This is a genomic window from Nocardia panacis, assembly GCF_003598715.1.
Classification (GTDB): domain Bacteria; phylum Actinomycetota; class Actinomycetes; order Mycobacteriales; family Mycobacteriaceae; genus Nocardia; species Nocardia panacis.
In genome coordinates this window covers 22,543-38,779 of record NZ_QZFU01000041.1, presented here as the reverse complement: position 1 = coordinate 38,779, position 16,237 = coordinate 22,543, and the positions used below count along the sequence as shown (strand labels likewise).

Below are 16,237 nucleotides of genomic sequence, written 5' to 3'. Positions count from 1 at the left end.
TTCTCGTGAGCTGCTGGCCCGAATGTGGTTACGCGGAAGACTGAAGCACGCGCTCGACGTGCCCCGCACCGAGTAGCTACCAACCCCGATACCCGCGCCCCATATTCGCTGGCGGGGCGCGTTCATGCACCGCCTGGCGCGGACGAACCAAATCACCCAGTACCCCAGGAGGGTTCGCCATGTCTACCGCCCAGCTCGCAACCGAACAGACCGCCGCGCCCGAGACCGCCGACGTCGACAGCGAAACCGCGCTCGACACTCCGGATGCGCCGCAGAGCACCGGACAGGGTTCCGTTGGTGTCGATGCCACGGAAGGTGGTGAAGGCGGCACCGGTGAGCCGAAGGGCAGTCAGGCCGAAGATCCGCGGCTGCGGTCCGCACGCAACGATGCCGCCGATTACCGCACCCGCGCGAGCAAGGCCGAAACCGACCTGACCGAGTTCAAGAATCAGGTCGGCAAGCTGTTCGGCTTCGTCTCCGAGGAGGCCAGCGACCCGAAGAAGCTGACCACACAGCTCAAGTCGGCTGTCGATGACGCCAACGAGGCTCGCATCGAACTGGCGGTCTTCCGCGCTGCCGGTAAGGACATCGATGCGGACGCCCTGCTCGATTCCCGGACCTTCGCCGCGACCGTCTCCAAACTCGACGTCACCGCCGACGACTTCACTGCCCAGGTGGCAACGGAGATCGCCAAGGCCGTCGAGAAGAACCCGAAGTTCCGTCTTGCTCCCATGGCGGAGCCACCCAAGCCCCCGAAACGTTCCGGCGCTGATACCGGCTCGGGTAGGGGCGAGAACTCCGGGCAGCTCACCTACGCGCAGTACCAGGCCCTTTCGCCGTCCGAGCGCGTGAAGGCGGTCAAGGAAGGCCGAGCAAATCAGATCCTCGGCCGTAAGTAACCCGCACCCCCATCAAGGAGTGGCCACATGGCTATCAACTTCATCCCCGAATTCTGGTCCGACCAGGTGCTCATGCCGTTCGAGGCAGACCTGGTGTTCGGTCAGCCCAAGGTGGCGAACCGCAAATACGAGGGCACCATTCGCCAGAAGGGCGACACCGTGCACGTCTCGTCGATCGGTGACCCGACGGTCAAGAAGTACGACAAAAACACCAATCTCGACGTCGAGGATCTGACCGACAGCGAAACCGCAATGGTCATCGACCAAGGCGACTACTTCGCATTCCGTGTCAATGACGTCGATGAACTCCAGTCGGCGGTGAACTTCGAGGACCCGGCTACCGCGCGCGCAGGCTACAAGCTTCAGAACCAGGTCGACCTGTTCCTGTACAAGCAGCTCCAGGCGGGTGTTCTGGCCGGTAATCAGCTTGGCCGCGTCACCGTGACCGAGGGCGAGCCAGAGAAAGCGACCGCCGGTCAACTCAGCATGTACCGCGTCGCGGTCAAGCTCCGCGAGAAGCTGGACCGCGCATCGGTCACCAAAAATGGCCGCTACCTGGCGATCCCTCCGGAGTTGCTGTCTCCGCTACTGCTCGATGAACGCTTCATCCACGCCGACAAGCTCGGCAGCGTGGGGCCGCTGCTGAACGGCACCGTAGGTCGGATGGCCGGGTTCGACATCCTGGAGTCGAACAACGTCAACAAAGTGGGTGGCGCTGGCGCGGCCAAGGACGACTACGTGATCGTCGCGGGCGTCTCCGAGGCGTTGTCGTTCGCGAACCAGCTCTCGAACGTCGAAACTCTCCGCGATCAGAACCGCTTCGCCGACATCGTTCGCGGCGTGAACATCTACGGCGGCAAGGTCTTCCGCCCCGAAGGCCTGGCCGCTGCCTCGGTCCTGCTGGCTCCTCCCGCCTGATCCATCCCGTGTGATAGCGCACAACCAGCCCGGACCAATCGGGCTAGGTGCGCGCTATGAGCGATCCACAAAGGAATCTCGTGCTCACCTACGCCACTGTCGACCAGCTCGCCGAGCACGTCACCGCGGCCCAGCTCGACAAGCTCGCCGACAGCGACGCCGCCCGCTACATCCGGGAAGCCACACAGCTTGTGCGGACGGCGACGAAGAACGACATGTACGATGTCACGCCCGCCGGAGTCCCCACCGACCCGATTCTTGCCGATGCGCTGGCCATCGCTACCTGCATCCAGGTGCGCGAGTGGATCCGCAACGACATCAACCCGCTTGCGGGCGCGGCCGGGCTCACCCCGACCGTCGCCTCCGCGTCCACGAACGGCTCGTCGGTCAGCTACATCTCCACCGAACAGGCCGTTGCCCGTGCGCGTCTGCTCACCGAGTTGACGGATACCGCCCGCACCAAGCTGCGGAGTGCGGGCCTCGCTTCTGCGATGGTGGCGCGCCGATGATAGACAGGTTTCTCACTAGTTTGGAAACGTGTTACTGCGACCGATCAACAAAGGCCCGGAGGCGGTGAATCAACTCGTTGGCCTGGTCGGTGACGGTCTCCGAGGTGAGCCATACCCGGACGATATTGTGGCGTACCACATCCTGAGGCAAGCCTAGGGCGCGAGCGTAGCGAGTAAGCCAGTACTGGTGGTCGAGATCAGCGCACGCCGCCGCTGCGGTCGACATGTCGATCGTCTGACGGTTGAGAAGTTTCGCGAGCCGTACGGAATTCTTGGCTGCGGCCTGCGCTAGTTCTGTCTCAGGCGCTTGTCCACCCGGAAGATATAGAATTTGACGAGTGAGGTACTCGAAGGCTTCTTCGCCAACTTTTCCTTTCGGAAACAAGTCCTTGCTTCGACAGTCTCCATCAAGGATTCCTACGTAGGCTACTTCGCGTGAGTTTTTCATTGCCCTCAACCCATGCACTACATTACCCTCACCCTCCGCATGGACGATTTCCACTTGCCTGGCGAGATCCCAGTCAAGCTCGGAAAATAGGTCATTCAGAATATCTGAGGCCATTTCATCTTCCACGAGAATTACGGTCCGAGCCATGCCAGCCACCCCAAGCAAGTCGAACATTTGCGAAGCACTCTTTGCTGGTGCGATAAGAATTCCATCCGAGCTGGGCACGCAGAGACGAATGTTCGACAACGGGAAGCGCGACAGTATTTGCGGTGAATGCGTAGCCACAATCAACTGATTGTCATGCTCAAGACAACGACGGAATACTTCGTCGATAACCGGGCGATGACCGCGTTGAGCCAAGAAAGACTCGGGCTCATCGAGCAACCGAGGCCACCCCTCGGCGAAGATAAACTTCCAGCCAAACAACCAGTGAGTCCAGAGTTCACCTAGACTCATCACCAAGTTGTCAATTCGCCTACCTCCTGCAGCTTCCGCAATGACGTGCGGAAAGGGGTCGAACCGGTCATTATGGTTAAAATACCAACCATAACTTGATACCGACAGATAGTCCTTCCCGAGAATATTTCTAACCGCATCGAGATCCTTGCGTCGATACGATCGGAGTAGCTGAAGATCTTCCGGAATGGGTAATTCATCCGCATATCCATCACTCGCAGCCGCGAACTCATACTCCTCGCGATTCTGTAGATACATCGCTAGATCCGAGAGCATGTGCGGTACACCAATATACTCTAGTTTGGATCTCAGCCCGAGAGCTTCGAGCCATTTCTCGCTGTTTACCCTTGGATCTTCGGAAAGATCAACAGGCACTGTTACGTGTGCACGATTGAAGACTACTGTGATGTTAGCTACAGCAGTGATCGGCTTCGGTTGTGCGTCATCCCATCCATACCCAGGCAGGAATGGTGGCGCGAAAGCCTGACGAACGTTCCCGAACAAAGCCTCAATGAGGCGCAACGTTAGACTCTTGCCAGCACCATGCGCACCAACGATTGCGGTTAGTCGGTCGAGTTCGATGGTCTGCGGCGCGAGAACATTTGATTCGAGAACTTCAATACTCGCGATTTGAAGCGTTGCTGGCTTACGGAGCATTCCTTGGAGACTGCCGACCCGTCGGTCGCCGGTTGTGTTGGCCACTGACACAACGTAGTTCAGTCCGTCGCTGCGGGTCCACGAGGTTCCGGAATACCTCATGTCAGTTGTCGACAACTCCTCCCGCTGAATCGCATGAAGAGCCCGCACCAGCGCGCGATCGACAGTCCCCACGGCAAGGAGCCACCCCATGAGCGACACGCTCGCGATGTTCTGGCACCACTGGGTTCCGGTTCGCCGCTACAACGGCAATGGCGCGGCCGGATCGGATTATCAAGCGCCAGTCGGCGAACGATGCAACGTCGCCGTCAAGCGACAGATTGTGCGGGACAGCAGCGGCGACGAGTTCACCTCGTCCATCACGGTCGTATTCCCGCCCACGGTCCCCTACATCGCGCCCGGCTCCGAGATCGTCCTACCCGCTGAATTCGGTGGAGGCACTGCGAATGTTGTCTCGGTCGCGGTCTCTCATGCCGGCCCACCGTTCCCTGACACCCAGGTCGTCAGTCTCGAATAGAAGGAGGCCGCGCCATGGCATTCTCGATGCGCTGGGAAGGCAGGGCAGTCTCGGCAGTAGCCCGAGTTGGTCTCGAGGAGGGCCTTTTCCAGGCGGCGGAAGTGCTTCTCGCTCAGTCGAACGCGCTCGTCCCGATCGAGGAGGGCACGCTCCAGAACTCCGGCACCGCCGAGGTGCGCGACGGCAAGGGCCGCGTCGGCTACAACACCCCGTACGCGCTGCGCCAGCATGAGGACTTGACCCTCCGCCATCCGAACGGGCGCACAGCGAAGTACCTGGAGAAGCCACTCAACCAGTTCGGGCCGCAACTCGAAGCCATTGCAGGAGCGGCCATTACAAGACGGCTCCGCCAATGAGCACCGACACCGTCCGCTTCGTCGACGCCCTCGCCCGGTACCTCCACAGTGCTGGCATGGCCCGCTACCAGCCGATCGGCGCATACCCCGAAGGCGATATCCCGGCGGTGTTCTTCAACCTGCTGCCCGCGAAACCCGAAGCGGCGCTCGCGATCACCGTCTATGACGAGTTGTTCGACCGCGACGATCACAATCCAGACCTGTTCGTACAGCTCCGCTGGCGGGCCGCAGGAACCGACCCGCGCACCGTCGACCTCACCGCCGATGCCACCAGCCGCATCCTGCACGACCGAGCGCACCTAACCTTTCCCGGCAACGTGCGAGTGCTGCTGTGCCGCAGAAAAGTTCGCGGCCTCACCACTCCCGATTCCAACGGCCGCTACGAGCGCGCCGACTCCTACGTTTTCACCCTCAACCCAGGAGGCACGACATCGTGACCACTCTCCAGGCTCCGAACTCGGCGGGTATGGCGACCGCGCTCGCTCGCGACTACGCCATTCAGGTCGACGTCAACTTCGGCACCGAGAAGGCGGGCAGCCCCGAATGGGTGTTCGTGATGGGCTTGAACAAGGTTTCGCCGTCCAACGACATCACGCTGCAGGACGATGGCGACATCCACTCCAACGGCCGCAAAAGCCAGATCGCAACGGCTATCGGCGAAAACCTGGAACTAGCCGGGCTCCGCAAGGGCAACCTGGCGGCAGGATTCGTCGCCGACCCCGGTCAGGAGAAGCTACGCGGCCACGGCGAGGAGATCGGTGCCGCGAACACCGCGCATGTCCGCTACTGGCGCACCGACGGCATAGACGAGGCCAAGGAAGGCTACTTCGCCGTCTCCTGGGTCTCGGCCGCCGACGACAAGGAAGGTTTGTATGGCTTCACCTGCACCCTGACCGGTAAGGGCCAGCACAAGAAGATCGCCAAGCCCACCGCGCCGACCGCGAAGACGATCACCCTGCCTAGCGGTTCGACCGGTGGCACCTTCTCGATCACCGTGGACGGTCAGACCGCCAGCGGTATCACGTACAACGCGACCGCGGCTGCGGTGAGGACCGCGCTGGACGCGTTGTCGACCGTCGGCACCGGTAATGCCACGGTCACTGGCAGCGCGGGCGGCTCCTACGCCGTGACGCTGCCGGGAACCGTGACCACCGTGACCGCGTCCGGTTCCAGCCTGACCCCTTCGGGCACCGTGACCGTCGCCTGACCCCGAAAGGCACGCATCGTGCGGGAATTCGACGAGTTCCTAGACCCGGACCTTTACCTGCCCGTACGCGGCCAGCAGGTGCGCGTCGCATCCCCTTCCGCCTGGGACGGGCTGCGGCTGCGCAGGCTTCTCAGCGACCTCGACTCGCTCACACCGGAAGTGGAGCGCGGCGAGGTGCGGCGGATGCTCGGTGCCGCGTGGGACCAGCTCGACCGGCTGGGTGCGGACTCCACCGTCATTGCCCTCGCCGGGCGGACCGCGCTGCTGCACTTCGGCAAGAACTCGGATGCGGCGGCATCGTTCTGGAACGGCGAGATCGAGCCGGACGGCGACAACGAACCGGGTATCGCCGTGGACGAATCCGCGCCCGGCCATCTCGGACCCGATGACCCCGGCGGCGGCCCGATCGACCCAGCGACCGGTCTGCGCGCCTGGTTCAACCCCCCGGAACTGGCAGCGGCCAACACCACCTCCCCCACCCTGTCGTGGCGCGAAGTGTTGTCGTGCTGGACCGAAATCGAACTCGACATGCATTCCGTGTTCGGAATCGACGTCAATTCCGGTGTGCTGCACGAACGTCCATGGCGGTGGCTCGAAGTCCGCATCCGTGATCTCGCCAGTACGCCCGGCACGCGGCTGCACCGCGCCATCCTTCCCCCTACCACATGAGGACTACTACTATGGCCGCGCTGCGCGACCTCTCCGAGTTCTACGACCCGGACCTCTCGCTGCCGATCGGCGGCGTCGTCTACAAGATCAAGAGTCCCGGCATCCGCGAAGCGGACCGGCTGCGGCTGCTCATCATCGATGATTCCCTCACCGCCGCACAGGAATACGAGGAGATCGTCAAGATCCTCGGCGCAGCGCGTGGGGACATGGCACGCGACGGCGTCCCCGACACCATGGCGATGCACGCGGGCCGGACCGCGCTCTTGCACTTCGGTGGCAGCCCTGACATGGGCCGGGCGAACTGGCAATTCGGGCAACTCGCCGACTTCATCGACATCCGGGACGTCATCGATGCCGACGAGCACACCGGAACCCGCAGCGCCGATTAACTTTTGAACGGAGCCGCACATGGCTACACGGGTCGGCGAAATCTACGCCGAACTCACCCTCGACGACTCCCGATTCCAACGCTCGCTAGGCAACGCCGAACGAGGCTTCACCGGCTTGCGTGGCGCGGCCGAACGAGCGGCCGGGCAGATCGACCGCAGCTTCTCCGGCTCCGGCTCAAGCATCGAGCGGGGCGGTCTCGGCGCACGCAACGCCTCTCGCGATGTCCGCCGCTTCGGCGACACCGCGCAGGAAGCGGGTCGCGATGTCGAACGGATCGAGCGCTCAGCTAGCCGCGCCGCCAACGCAACCCGCAGGATCGACCTGCCCGCCAGCCTGGCCCAGTCCGCGCGCCGCGCCTCCGAAGCGCTCGCAAATCTCGGACAGCGCGCTTCGGGGGCGGCGGCGACCGGCTCATCGTTCGGCAATTCCTTCGTCTCCGGGTTTGCCAGCAAGCTCCAAGGATTGGGCGGCAAAGGCGGCCCCATTGCCATGGCGTTGGTGGGCGTCGCCGGAATCGGTCTGGCCGCCGGTGCCGTTCTGGCCAAGACCATTTCCGACGGAATGCGGATGGAGCAGGACGCCGCCCTCATCAAGGCCCGCCTGGGCGTCGCCGACGACGCAATGACCGTCATCGGTCACGCCGCCGGTCTCGCCTTCTCGAACGGCTGGGGCGACTCGGTCAACTCCAATATGCAAGCGGTGCAGTCCGCCATCGAATCCGGCCTGTTGAACGGTACTGAAGGGGCCGATCAGATGGCACCGGTCATCACGAAGCTGAATGTGGTCTCCGACCTGCTAGGTGAAGAGGTCCCGAGGGTTGCTCGATCGGCCGGTCAAGCGATCAAGAACGGCATCGCCAAAGACGGCACGGAAGCATTCGACCTGCTGGTCAAGGCTCAGCAGAACGGGTTGAACGTGTCGGAGGATCTGCTCGACTCGTTCGACGAGTATTCGACCGAGTTGCGCGCGCTCGGCCTGGTCGGCGCGGAAGGCTGGGCACTGGTCGCGCAGGGGGTGAAGGCCGGAGCCCGCGATACCGATGTCGTGATCGACAGCCTCAAGGAGTTCAAGCTCCGTGTGTCGGACGGAACCGCAGAAGGCGCAGCGGGATTCGACAAGCTCGGTGTCTCCGTGGAGGACGCACAGAAGGCGATGACCACAGGCGGCGAAGCGGCACGCAATATGATGGCGCAGCTACTGCGCGGGCTTCAGAAGCTCGAAGACCCGCAGGACCGCTACAACGCCGCCCTCGCACTGTTCGGAACGAAGTTCGAGGACATCCAGGGCGCGGCGTTCGCGCTGAATCTCGACACCGCCGTCCAACAGTTCGGCGATGTCGCTGGCGCCGCTGACAAAGCCACGCAAACGATCGGTGACACCACCGCGCACCGATTCGAGGCCGCGAAGAACTCGATCACCTCCGCCATGAACGAGGTGAAATTCTCCATCGCCGAGGCGTTCGGGCCGACTTTGCAGCAGGCCGCCGACTGGGTATCGACCCACAAGCCGGAGATCATCTCGTTTTTCACACAGCTGGCCGACGCGGGACTCGCCTGTCTGGACGGGCTGATCGCGTTCGGTTCCGGCGCGCTGCGCATGTTCGCGAACCTGCAAGAAGGTATCGGCGACACGATGGGCAAGTCGCTGGAAGTGCTGGGCGGCTTCTCGTCCAAGCTCGGCGGCATCATCAAACACATCCCCGGCATGAAGGATGTCGGCGAGGCCATCGAAGGCGGTGGCGACGCGGCCCGGTGGTACGGACAGCAAATGGACCAAGCCGCGGACCGGGCACGCGCGCTGGCGGACAAGCTCGATTCCGCCAAACCGAAGATCGACGCGGTTCGCGAGTCGGTCCGCTCGGCCGGTGAACAAGCCTCCGGCGCAGCCGAAATGACTCGCCTCCTCGGTGGCGCGGTCTCCGACATCCCGGATGGCCGCACAGTGACCGTCCGCGCCCTGACCGATGAGGCCAAGGCCAGTCTGGAAGCGTTCGGTTTCAAGGTCGAGAACCTGCCGGACGGCACATCGACCATCGTCGCGCAGACCGCCGAGGCGCAGAAGGTCGTTGACGCCTTCATCACTCAGAACAACGGCCGCAAGATCACCACGTACACGACGAACGAGATCCGCGATGTCCGTGTGCAGGCGACGCAGCGCACGGGCGCTGACCCGAATCAGGGTCTCGTACAGGGTCCGGTGCGGATGCCCGACGGCACCTGGAGAGCCGACGGCAGCATCGACGTGGACCGGTACGCCGACGGCAAACTACCTCAGACCGCCGAAATCAAACCGGCTTCAGGACGTTTGGTGCAGTGGGCGGAGCCGGAGACCGGCGGCGAGGCGTTCATTCCTCTCGCTCCGTCGAAGCGGACCCGGTCGGTGACGATCCTCGCCGATGTGGCCAAGCGTTTCGGCTACGACCTGTTGCGGTTCGCCGATGGCGGCATCACGGGCCAGATCGGCAAACCGGGTATGGATGAAGCAATCGCGTACGCCAAGCGCATGTCCGGTGTCCGGTACCAGTTGGGCGGTTTCAGTGCGGATGGCATCGACTGCTCGGGTTTTGTGTCTGCGGTCGTCAATGAGGCGGTGGGCCTCGATCCGTACAACTCGCGGATGGCCACCTCCACCGAAGGAGAATGGCTTACGGGGCTCGGTGCACAGCTCGGTCGCGGCCCGGCGGGCACGTTGCGAATCGGGTGGCTCAACGGCGGCCCTGGCGGTGGTCATACCGCCGGGACCTTCCCCGACGGAACGAATTTCGAGTCCAACGGCTCCGACGGAGTCGTCATCGGAGGAAAGACCGGCGCGGACGACCCGATGTTCACCGACCATGCCTTCTTCGTGCCGGGCGGCGACGCGGGCGCGAGCAAAGGCAGCGGCTCGGCCAACCTTGGTGGCGTGAACGGCAGCAGGTCCGCGCCTGCGAACGTCGAAGAGATGAACTCCAGCGGCGCCAGCGACGGTACCCGCGTCTACGTGACGAACTGGCCGGATACTCTCGGCGGCAAGACCGCCGAGCGAACACCGCTGGCCAGCTTCTCGGCAAGATTCTTCGCCGACGGCACGGAGAACCACATCGCACAGATCGCCAAGTCTGGAGATATGCGCGTCTGGGCCGAACCCGAGACCGGCGGCGAGGCCTACATTCCGCTATCTGCCGCGAAGCGAGCCCGCTCCACCGATATCCTGCGCAAAGTCGCAGACCGGTTCGGATTCTCCCTGACCCCTTACGCCAACGGCGGTTTCGGCGGAGTGGGAGGTTCCGGTGACGGCGGCCTGCATACCGGCTCGTGGACAGTTCTCACACAGGGCGACCAGGGAGACATCCCACTATCGACCCCCAGCAGATCGGCTGGACTCAACAGCCTGACTGCTGACGCATACCGAGCTGCCAGCTTTCTAGCCGGCGGTGCGCTCGCGCTGCGGTCCGGCTGGGACGCGGACGGCAAGTTCGTCGGCTTCGACACCGGCAACACCGCCGTTCCCGGACTGGACGGCCAACTGGAGGAACTGGGCGCGAAGCTCGACGAGATCGTCGCGGCGGCCAAGTCGCCAGATCCCGTTGAGGTTTCGGTCGACATCGACTCCGGGGCGCGCACCGCAACCATCAACATCACTCAGCTGGGGCTTTAGGCTCCGGCTTCTTCGTTAGACGGGAAGCTGCAATGGCAGTTCGCTACGAGCTGCGCGGCGTCGAGTATCCCGGACAACCCCGAACCATCTGGCGTTTCGGCGAACCCGAATGCCCGCTCCGTCTCGCCCAGGCCCCATTGGGCGTAGGCGGAGCGCCGATGGGGCATGTCCGGCAAGCAAACGCCCGCCAAGCCGGTGCCACCTACCGAGGCACCAACCGAGAGATCAACCCGATCAGTGTCACCGTCCGCGTCGGTCCCGTAAAGCCGGGCGAAGACGCCTTCGACCTGTGGCACACCTGGCGTGAAAGCCTCGGCGATGGAACCAATCTCGCCGAATTCCACGTCGTCTCACCGGGAGGTGGAAGCCGCTGGCAGTACGTGCGGCTCGAATCCGCCATCGCTGATCAGCCGTTTGAACTCCTCCAGAACGTCGGATGGTGCACCGAAGAAGCAGTCCTCGTCTCCGACGAATCCTGGTGGAACGGCGCGACCATCAACCCCGCACCGTTCACTGCGGACAACTTCGACAACTGGGTCATCCGCAACGACGGCGACGTTGCGACCTGGCCGTTCTGGAAGCTCACCGGCCCCGGCACATTCAGCATCGGAGTCGGCACCGAACGGGTGCTGCTGCCCAAACTCCAGCCCAACGAGGTGTGGACCGTCGAGACCAATCCGGAGTTCCCGCACATCAGGGATTGGACCGGAAAAGACGTGTGGGGCAAGGCGGGCAATGTCGCTTGGTACGACAACGTGCCCGCGAAAGCCACTGTGCCGCTGAACATCGAGGGCGTCGGCACCAGCGCCGATAGCCGCGTCGAGGTGTGGCTGCCGCAGAAGTATCAGCGAGCCGCAGCATGACGGCCACCTACGCCCCGCCCAATCCACTATGGCGGCCGAACATCAAAACGCCTCCGGCGTTCGACATCACGGTCTTCAACCAGGACTGCACTCAGTCCCGGCCGCTCGGCCCGTACGTCAAGTCTCGGTTCGGCTGGTTCTGGAATGTGCCCGGCACCGGCACGATTCAGATTCGCGCGGATCACCCGCTGGCCGACCGGCTGATGCAGTGCAAGCGCGATGTCGTGCCGATCCGCACCTACTACAACGGAATTCCGTGGGACGGGCGCGTCATGTCCGCGACCATCCAGGGCAAACCCGGCGAAGAGATCGTCACCGCCACTTGCGTTTCCAACCTGTACTGGCTGCTCACGATTCTCGCGTGGGTCAACCCCCTGTTCCCGCCGGAGGTTCAGGTCGGGCTGACCGGCAAGCAGGACATCATGTTCGGCCCGGCCGACTTCGTGTTCAAGTACTTCCTCGCGAAGAATGTGATCCGGCTGCAAAAGCCGGTCTACATGAAGCTGCCGATCCGGTACGAGGTCCCCGAGTTGCCGCAGCTGAAGGACCTCAAGTCGCTCGATGACATCCTCGCCGCCATCGATGATCTGACGGCCGAACTGGTCGTCATCTCGGCCCGGTTCACGCAGCTCGACGAGTTGTACAAGACGACTGCCGATTCCGCGGACCTGGGATTGTCGTGCGACCTGTGGATTCCGGAGGACGGTCCGTCGCCTTGGGTGTTCAATACCGACACCCTGGCCCGGTTGCAGAACGTCTTGGACCTGTCCGGCGACAACTTCTTCTGGTTCGCCAACCCCGGTAACATCCTCGGCCTGGCGAACCCGGACCAGTGGGGCAAGATGCAAAGGGCCGGGTACGTCTTCGACACGCACAAGAAGCGCGACCGGCGCTGGATGCAGTGGCGTACCGACTCCGGCCACATCACCACCTATACACGCGGCGTCTCGCATCCCAAGGCGCACTCGGCGGTCGTGGGCGGCAAGGCACCGGAGTTCGTCAATCAGGTGGTCGAGTGGGCGGCCAACGCCGCCATCAAGGCAATCCTGAACTGGCTGCTGCCCGGTGCGTCGCTCGGTGACATCCTCGTGGGCGACCTGTTCGACGATATCTTCTTCGCCTACCAGAAGTTCGACGATCACAAGCTGAAGGCCGACCTCGGTCCGCACGCCTTCGGCGAAATATTCGTCGACAACACCACCGCCTACTCGCTGGACGCATTCGCTGTCGGCCTGGCCGGCCTCAAAGCAGCGGGCGGTGGAGAATCTCTGAAACTGGAAGTCCAGGCCGGAGGCATCGACGGCCGCGGCTTCTCTTTCGGCGAGGACGACGGCTCCGGCCGACGCTTCAAGGTCGGCGACATCATGACCTTCTACGACCGGGGCACCGTCATCGAGGACTACATCTCCGCCGTCGAGGTCGAAGACTCCCGAGGCGAGAAATGCACCGAGTTCATCACCATCGGCGACGACGGCGAGGTCAAGGACGCCTGGGAAAGGCTCATCGACCGGATGAAGGGCTTTGCCGGTCTGTCGCGTGCCATCGCCAACGGCACCAACTGAATCCGCCACTTAGACAGCTCCGCGCTCGACCCTGCGCGGTGCACTCGATCCGGGCGGCGACCACCGAACCGAACGAAGGAGGTACCGGCATGGGCTGGTACGGCGACCCTGTATGGCTCGCGGACGTTCTGCGGGCCGAAGGGCTGAATGTTGTTGAAGCGCCAGGATGGCGCGACCGAGGCCAGGGCGACTTCCAGGACATCTGGGGTGTTGTCTGCCACCACACGGGCGGGTCACGCACTCCGGCAACGGAAATCATGTACGGCGTGCCCGGCCTCGAAGGGCTGCTGTCGCAAATTCATCTCGCGCAGGACGGCACGGTCACCCTATGCGGCGTCGGCGTCGCCTGGCACGCCGGGTACGGCTCGTATCCGGGGCTGCCGGAAGATGCCGCGAACAACCGAACAATCGGTATCGAGGCCGCGAACAACGGCACCGAAGGCTGGGGGCCAGACCAGTACTGGGCCTACGTGAAGGTGTGCGCGGCGATCTGCCGAAAGCTCGACTACGGCGCGGATCGCGTTATCGCGCACAAGGAATGGGCGGGCCGGAAGCAGGGCAAATGGGACCCCGGCCTGCTCGACATGGACCGCTTCCGCGCCGACGTCCAGGCGCAAATCGAGAACCGAAACGAAGGCTTCCTCATGGCACTGTCCGAACAGAAGCAGAACGAGCTGTACAACCTTGTCACCAAGGAACTCGGCTACCGGTTCCAGTCCCGGTACAAAGACGAGCTCGGCGGCCAGTCCGACTACCGCGATTCGCTTGTCGGCTACGTCCTCGAAACCGATCGCAAGGTCGAGTCTTTCGACCGCTGGCGGCGCGCGAAGGACGAACGAGACAAGGCTCTCGACGCCAAGCTTGACGCCATCCTCGCCAAGCTCGCCGCCTGACCATCCTCACCAAGGAGCCCGCATGGCTGAACACTCCCTGCCCGCACCGTCGCAGACCGCATACCCGTGGCGCGCGACCATCCGGACCGTATTCCAGGTCGTAATCGCTCTGGCCACCCTGATCCCCGTCGTCGTGATCACAGGCGGTATCCCCGCCACAGGCGCGGTAGCGGTCGTTCTCGCCGCGTGCGCGGGCATCACCCGCGTCATGGCCTTGCCCGCAGTCAACGAGCTGCTGGCCCGCTTCGCGCCCTGGCTGCTCGCCGAACCGCTGGCCTGACCTTCCATCGACCACAGCGGAGGCCGCCCCTGATCTTCCAGGAGGCGGCCTCCGCCGTTCCGTCTCCGGGAGGCCGGATGAGCACCATCGCTCCCTACGTCAACGACATCCTCACGCTGGCAGGCGTTCTCGCGGGCGCGCTCGGCGTCTGGCACGCCGCCCGGCTCAAGACCAGGATGGAAGCCCGCAATGCCAGGGCCGATGACGACATCGAACGCCACCGACTCGACGGCGAGCACCTGAAGATGCTGCTCGACGCCCAGCGCGCGGATTTCGAGTCCATCGTCAAGCCGCTTCGAGACGACGTCGACACCCTCCGCAAGGAAGTCCGCGAGTTGCACAGCGTCATCGACGCGCTCCGCGCCCGCTACCGCGTCGCCATCGACTACATCCGTCAACTCCTCGCCTGGGCACGCCCCCGGAACAGCGAATCCGCGCCCCTACCACCGCAACTCATCGCCGACGAGGTCTGACTCCGTGAAACGTCTCATCCCACCGCCGGAGGTCATGCCGATCTTCGGCGGATTCTTCGACGCATTCCTCAAAAGCCTGTTCGGCATCACCTCCGCGCACGGCTCCGCCATCGCCCAACTGGAGTCCCGACTCGCGACCGGCGCGTCCTACGTCGACAACTTCAACCGTCAAGAGTCGAACCTGCTGGGTAACGGCTGGGTTCAGGGCGGCACGGGCCAGGGCCTCGGCATCATCGACTTTGCTGCCCGCCTCAACAACCACGGCATTTCGACCGGCATCCGGTACGCCATCTGCCCGCAGCTCATGAGCGAGGACAATCACTCGGTCGCGGCGATCGTCAATCCTGCCGGGGTGATGGACGGTTGTCCCACAGCGCTTTTCGTGCGCGCCAACGCTGACCTCACCGAGTTCGTGTACGCGAACGTGTGGAAGCGGTCGATCCAACTCGGTCGCGGCACCCGCAACGGGAACTCCTGGAAATTCAACGACTGGAAGCACATCGCCAGGGGCGTCCAAGAGTCTGACACCGTCGAACTCGTCGCCGACGGCTCCACCTACAAGGTGATCGTCAACCGCACCACCGTGGTCGAATACACCGACACCGCTGGGTACCCGGTCGACGCCAGTCACCGAACCGTCGGCTTTTCCTCCGAGACACGGTTCCAAGGCATCATCCCCAACTACTCCTGGGGCCTGGCGAATTTCGTTGCCCGCTCCGGGTTGGGGGCACTGGCGGAAACGACGAAGGTAGCCAACGACGCCCACTCACGAGCTGCCGCAGCCCACGAGGCCGCCAGCGATGCACGCAGCGTGGCGAACGTCGCGCAGACGACGGCGAACGGCAAACCGAACTTCACCGATATCCCGACCAACATTCCGCTCTGGCAGAACATCAACGCGGTTGATGACCCGACCTTCCCGCTATCGCAGCTCGTCAACTGGACGAGGGTATATGGCGGTGACAGCAACTCGTCCGCTTCCAGCGACGAGTCCACGAATCCCGACTACACACCGAAAACCCGAAGCCTCGAACTGGGTTTCATCCGCGCCACCCGCGACCGCAATTACAGCACGGTCGGCATGATCACTGGCCGAGGCGGCTGGGGATTCGATCCGCAATCGTTCACCGTTGCCGTCTTCAAGATGGATCCCGGCAACGGCAACTTGTCGAAGGTTTGGGACAGTGGCGACGTCAAGAACCAGATCACCTCCGCCGGTACGCAGTTCCGGCTCACGATGCCGACCATAAGGGCGAGGCAAGGCGACGTGCACGCCGTCGGCGTCTTCCAGATCTCTCCGTTGCCGGGCACATCGAATCGCCCCCTCGCGTGCGTGCACCAGAGCCAACCCGCACAGCCGCCGGGCGTCTACCCCCGCAACATCTACGGCTACATCAGAAACCTTGGAACCATCCCCGACTTCATCAAGGCCACCGATATCCAACAAGGCGAATGGATTCCGTGGTTCGTCCTCGGTTAGCCCGCCATCAAGCTAGAAGGAGGT

At 63.5% G+C, this 16,237-nt stretch carries 17 protein-coding genes; 16 read left to right on the top strand and 1 reads right to left on the bottom strand.

Features of this window, described 5'->3' with window-relative positions:
• The first annotated feature begins 179 nt into the window (after positions 1–179).
• From D5S18_RS28165 to D5S18_RS28155, 3 genes are read left to right on the top strand one after another with little or no spacing between them, the layout of a single operon-like run.
• Positions 180–899, top strand: a complete 720-nt coding sequence (locus tag D5S18_RS28165) for a hypothetical protein (RefSeq protein ID WP_120044147.1) — start codon at positions 180–182, stop codon at positions 897–899.
• A 27-nt stretch (positions 900–926) separates the two neighbouring features.
• Complete coding sequence (locus tag D5S18_RS28160; protein WP_120044146.1) at positions 927–1,817, top strand: phage major capsid protein; 891 nt, start codon at positions 927–929, stop codon at positions 1,815–1,817.
• A gap of 56 nt (positions 1,818–1,873) precedes the next feature.
• Positions 1,874–2,326: a hypothetical protein gene (locus D5S18_RS28155; protein ID WP_120044145.1), complete on the top strand. Its 453-nt coding sequence runs from the start codon at positions 1,874–1,876 to the stop codon at positions 2,324–2,326.
• Positions 2,327–2,357: 31 nt separating this feature from the next.
• Here D5S18_RS28155 and D5S18_RS34575 read toward each other — a convergent pair whose 3' ends face one another.
• A complete protein-coding gene (locus tag D5S18_RS34575) occupies positions 2,358–3,932 on the bottom strand; it encodes an ATP-dependent nuclease (protein WP_147404222.1) in 1,575 nt (524 codons plus the stop codon).
• A 145-nt stretch (positions 3,933–4,077) separates the two neighbouring features.
• Between D5S18_RS34575 and D5S18_RS28145 the strand changes: the two genes are divergently transcribed.
• The 13 genes from D5S18_RS28145 (at position 4,078) to D5S18_RS28085 (ending at position 16,213) form a co-directional block, all read left to right on the top strand.
• Entirely contained in the window at positions 4,078–4,404 is a 327-nt protein-coding gene (locus tag D5S18_RS28145) for a hypothetical protein (protein WP_120044143.1), read from the top strand.
• 14 nt (positions 4,405–4,418) lie between these two features.
• Positions 4,419–4,760: a hypothetical protein gene (locus D5S18_RS28140; RefSeq protein ID WP_120044142.1), complete on the top strand. Its 342-nt coding sequence runs from the start codon at positions 4,419–4,421 to the stop codon at positions 4,758–4,760.
• Entirely contained in the window at positions 4,757–5,197 is a 441-nt protein-coding gene (locus D5S18_RS28135) for a phage tail terminator protein (protein WP_120044141.1), read from the top strand. The genes D5S18_RS28140 and D5S18_RS28135 overlap by 4 nt, the downstream gene beginning before the upstream one ends.
• Entirely contained in the window at positions 5,194–5,967 is a 774-nt protein-coding gene (locus D5S18_RS28130; RefSeq protein WP_147404220.1) for a phage tail tube protein, read from the top strand. The genes D5S18_RS28135 and D5S18_RS28130 overlap by 4 nt, the downstream gene beginning before the upstream one ends.
• Before the next feature lie 18 nt (positions 5,968–5,985).
• Positions 5,986–6,636 (top strand): DUF7426 family protein, encoded by a 651-nt coding sequence (locus tag D5S18_RS35465; protein ID WP_203236957.1) that lies wholly within the window; start codon positions 5,986–5,988, stop codon positions 6,634–6,636.
• A gap of 11 nt (positions 6,637–6,647) precedes the next feature.
• Positions 6,648–7,025, top strand: coding sequence for a DUF7426 family protein (locus tag D5S18_RS28120; RefSeq protein ID WP_120044139.1), 378 nt, complete (start codon positions 6,648–6,650; stop codon positions 7,023–7,025).
• Between the two features lie 19 nt (positions 7,026–7,044).
• Positions 7,045–10,662: a phage tail tape measure protein gene (locus tag D5S18_RS28115; RefSeq protein WP_120044138.1), complete on the top strand. Its 3,618-nt coding sequence runs from the start codon at positions 7,045–7,047 to the stop codon at positions 10,660–10,662.
• 32 nt (positions 10,663–10,694) lie between these two features.
• Positions 10,695–11,525 (top strand): hypothetical protein, encoded by an 831-nt coding sequence (locus D5S18_RS28110; RefSeq protein WP_120044137.1) that lies wholly within the window; start codon positions 10,695–10,697, stop codon positions 11,523–11,525.
• A complete protein-coding gene (locus tag D5S18_RS28105) occupies positions 11,522–13,087 on the top strand; it encodes a Gp37-like protein (protein ID WP_120044136.1) in 1,566 nt (521 codons plus the stop codon). The genes D5S18_RS28110 and D5S18_RS28105 overlap by 4 nt, the downstream gene beginning before the upstream one ends.
• 89 nt (positions 13,088–13,176) lie before the next feature.
• Positions 13,177–13,980 (top strand): peptidoglycan recognition protein family protein, encoded by an 804-nt coding sequence (locus D5S18_RS28100; RefSeq protein ID WP_120044495.1) that lies wholly within the window; start codon positions 13,177–13,179, stop codon positions 13,978–13,980.
• A 22-nt stretch (positions 13,981–14,002) separates the two neighbouring features.
• The gene (locus D5S18_RS28095; protein ID WP_120044135.1) at positions 14,003–14,260 is read left to right on the top strand and encodes a hypothetical protein; all 258 of its coding nucleotides are present in this window, start codon (positions 14,003–14,005) and stop codon (positions 14,258–14,260) included.
• 77 nt (positions 14,261–14,337) lie between these two features.
• Positions 14,338–14,733 (top strand): hypothetical protein, encoded by a 396-nt coding sequence (locus D5S18_RS28090; protein ID WP_120044134.1) that lies wholly within the window; start codon positions 14,338–14,340, stop codon positions 14,731–14,733.
• Positions 14,734–14,737: 4 nt separating this feature from the next.
• Positions 14,738–16,213 carry a hypothetical protein gene (locus tag D5S18_RS28085; protein ID WP_120044133.1) on the top strand — a complete coding sequence of 492 codons (1,476 nt, stop codon included), beginning with the start codon at positions 14,738–14,740 and terminating at the stop codon, positions 16,211–16,213.
• Positions 16,214–16,237: the final 24 nt, after the last annotated feature.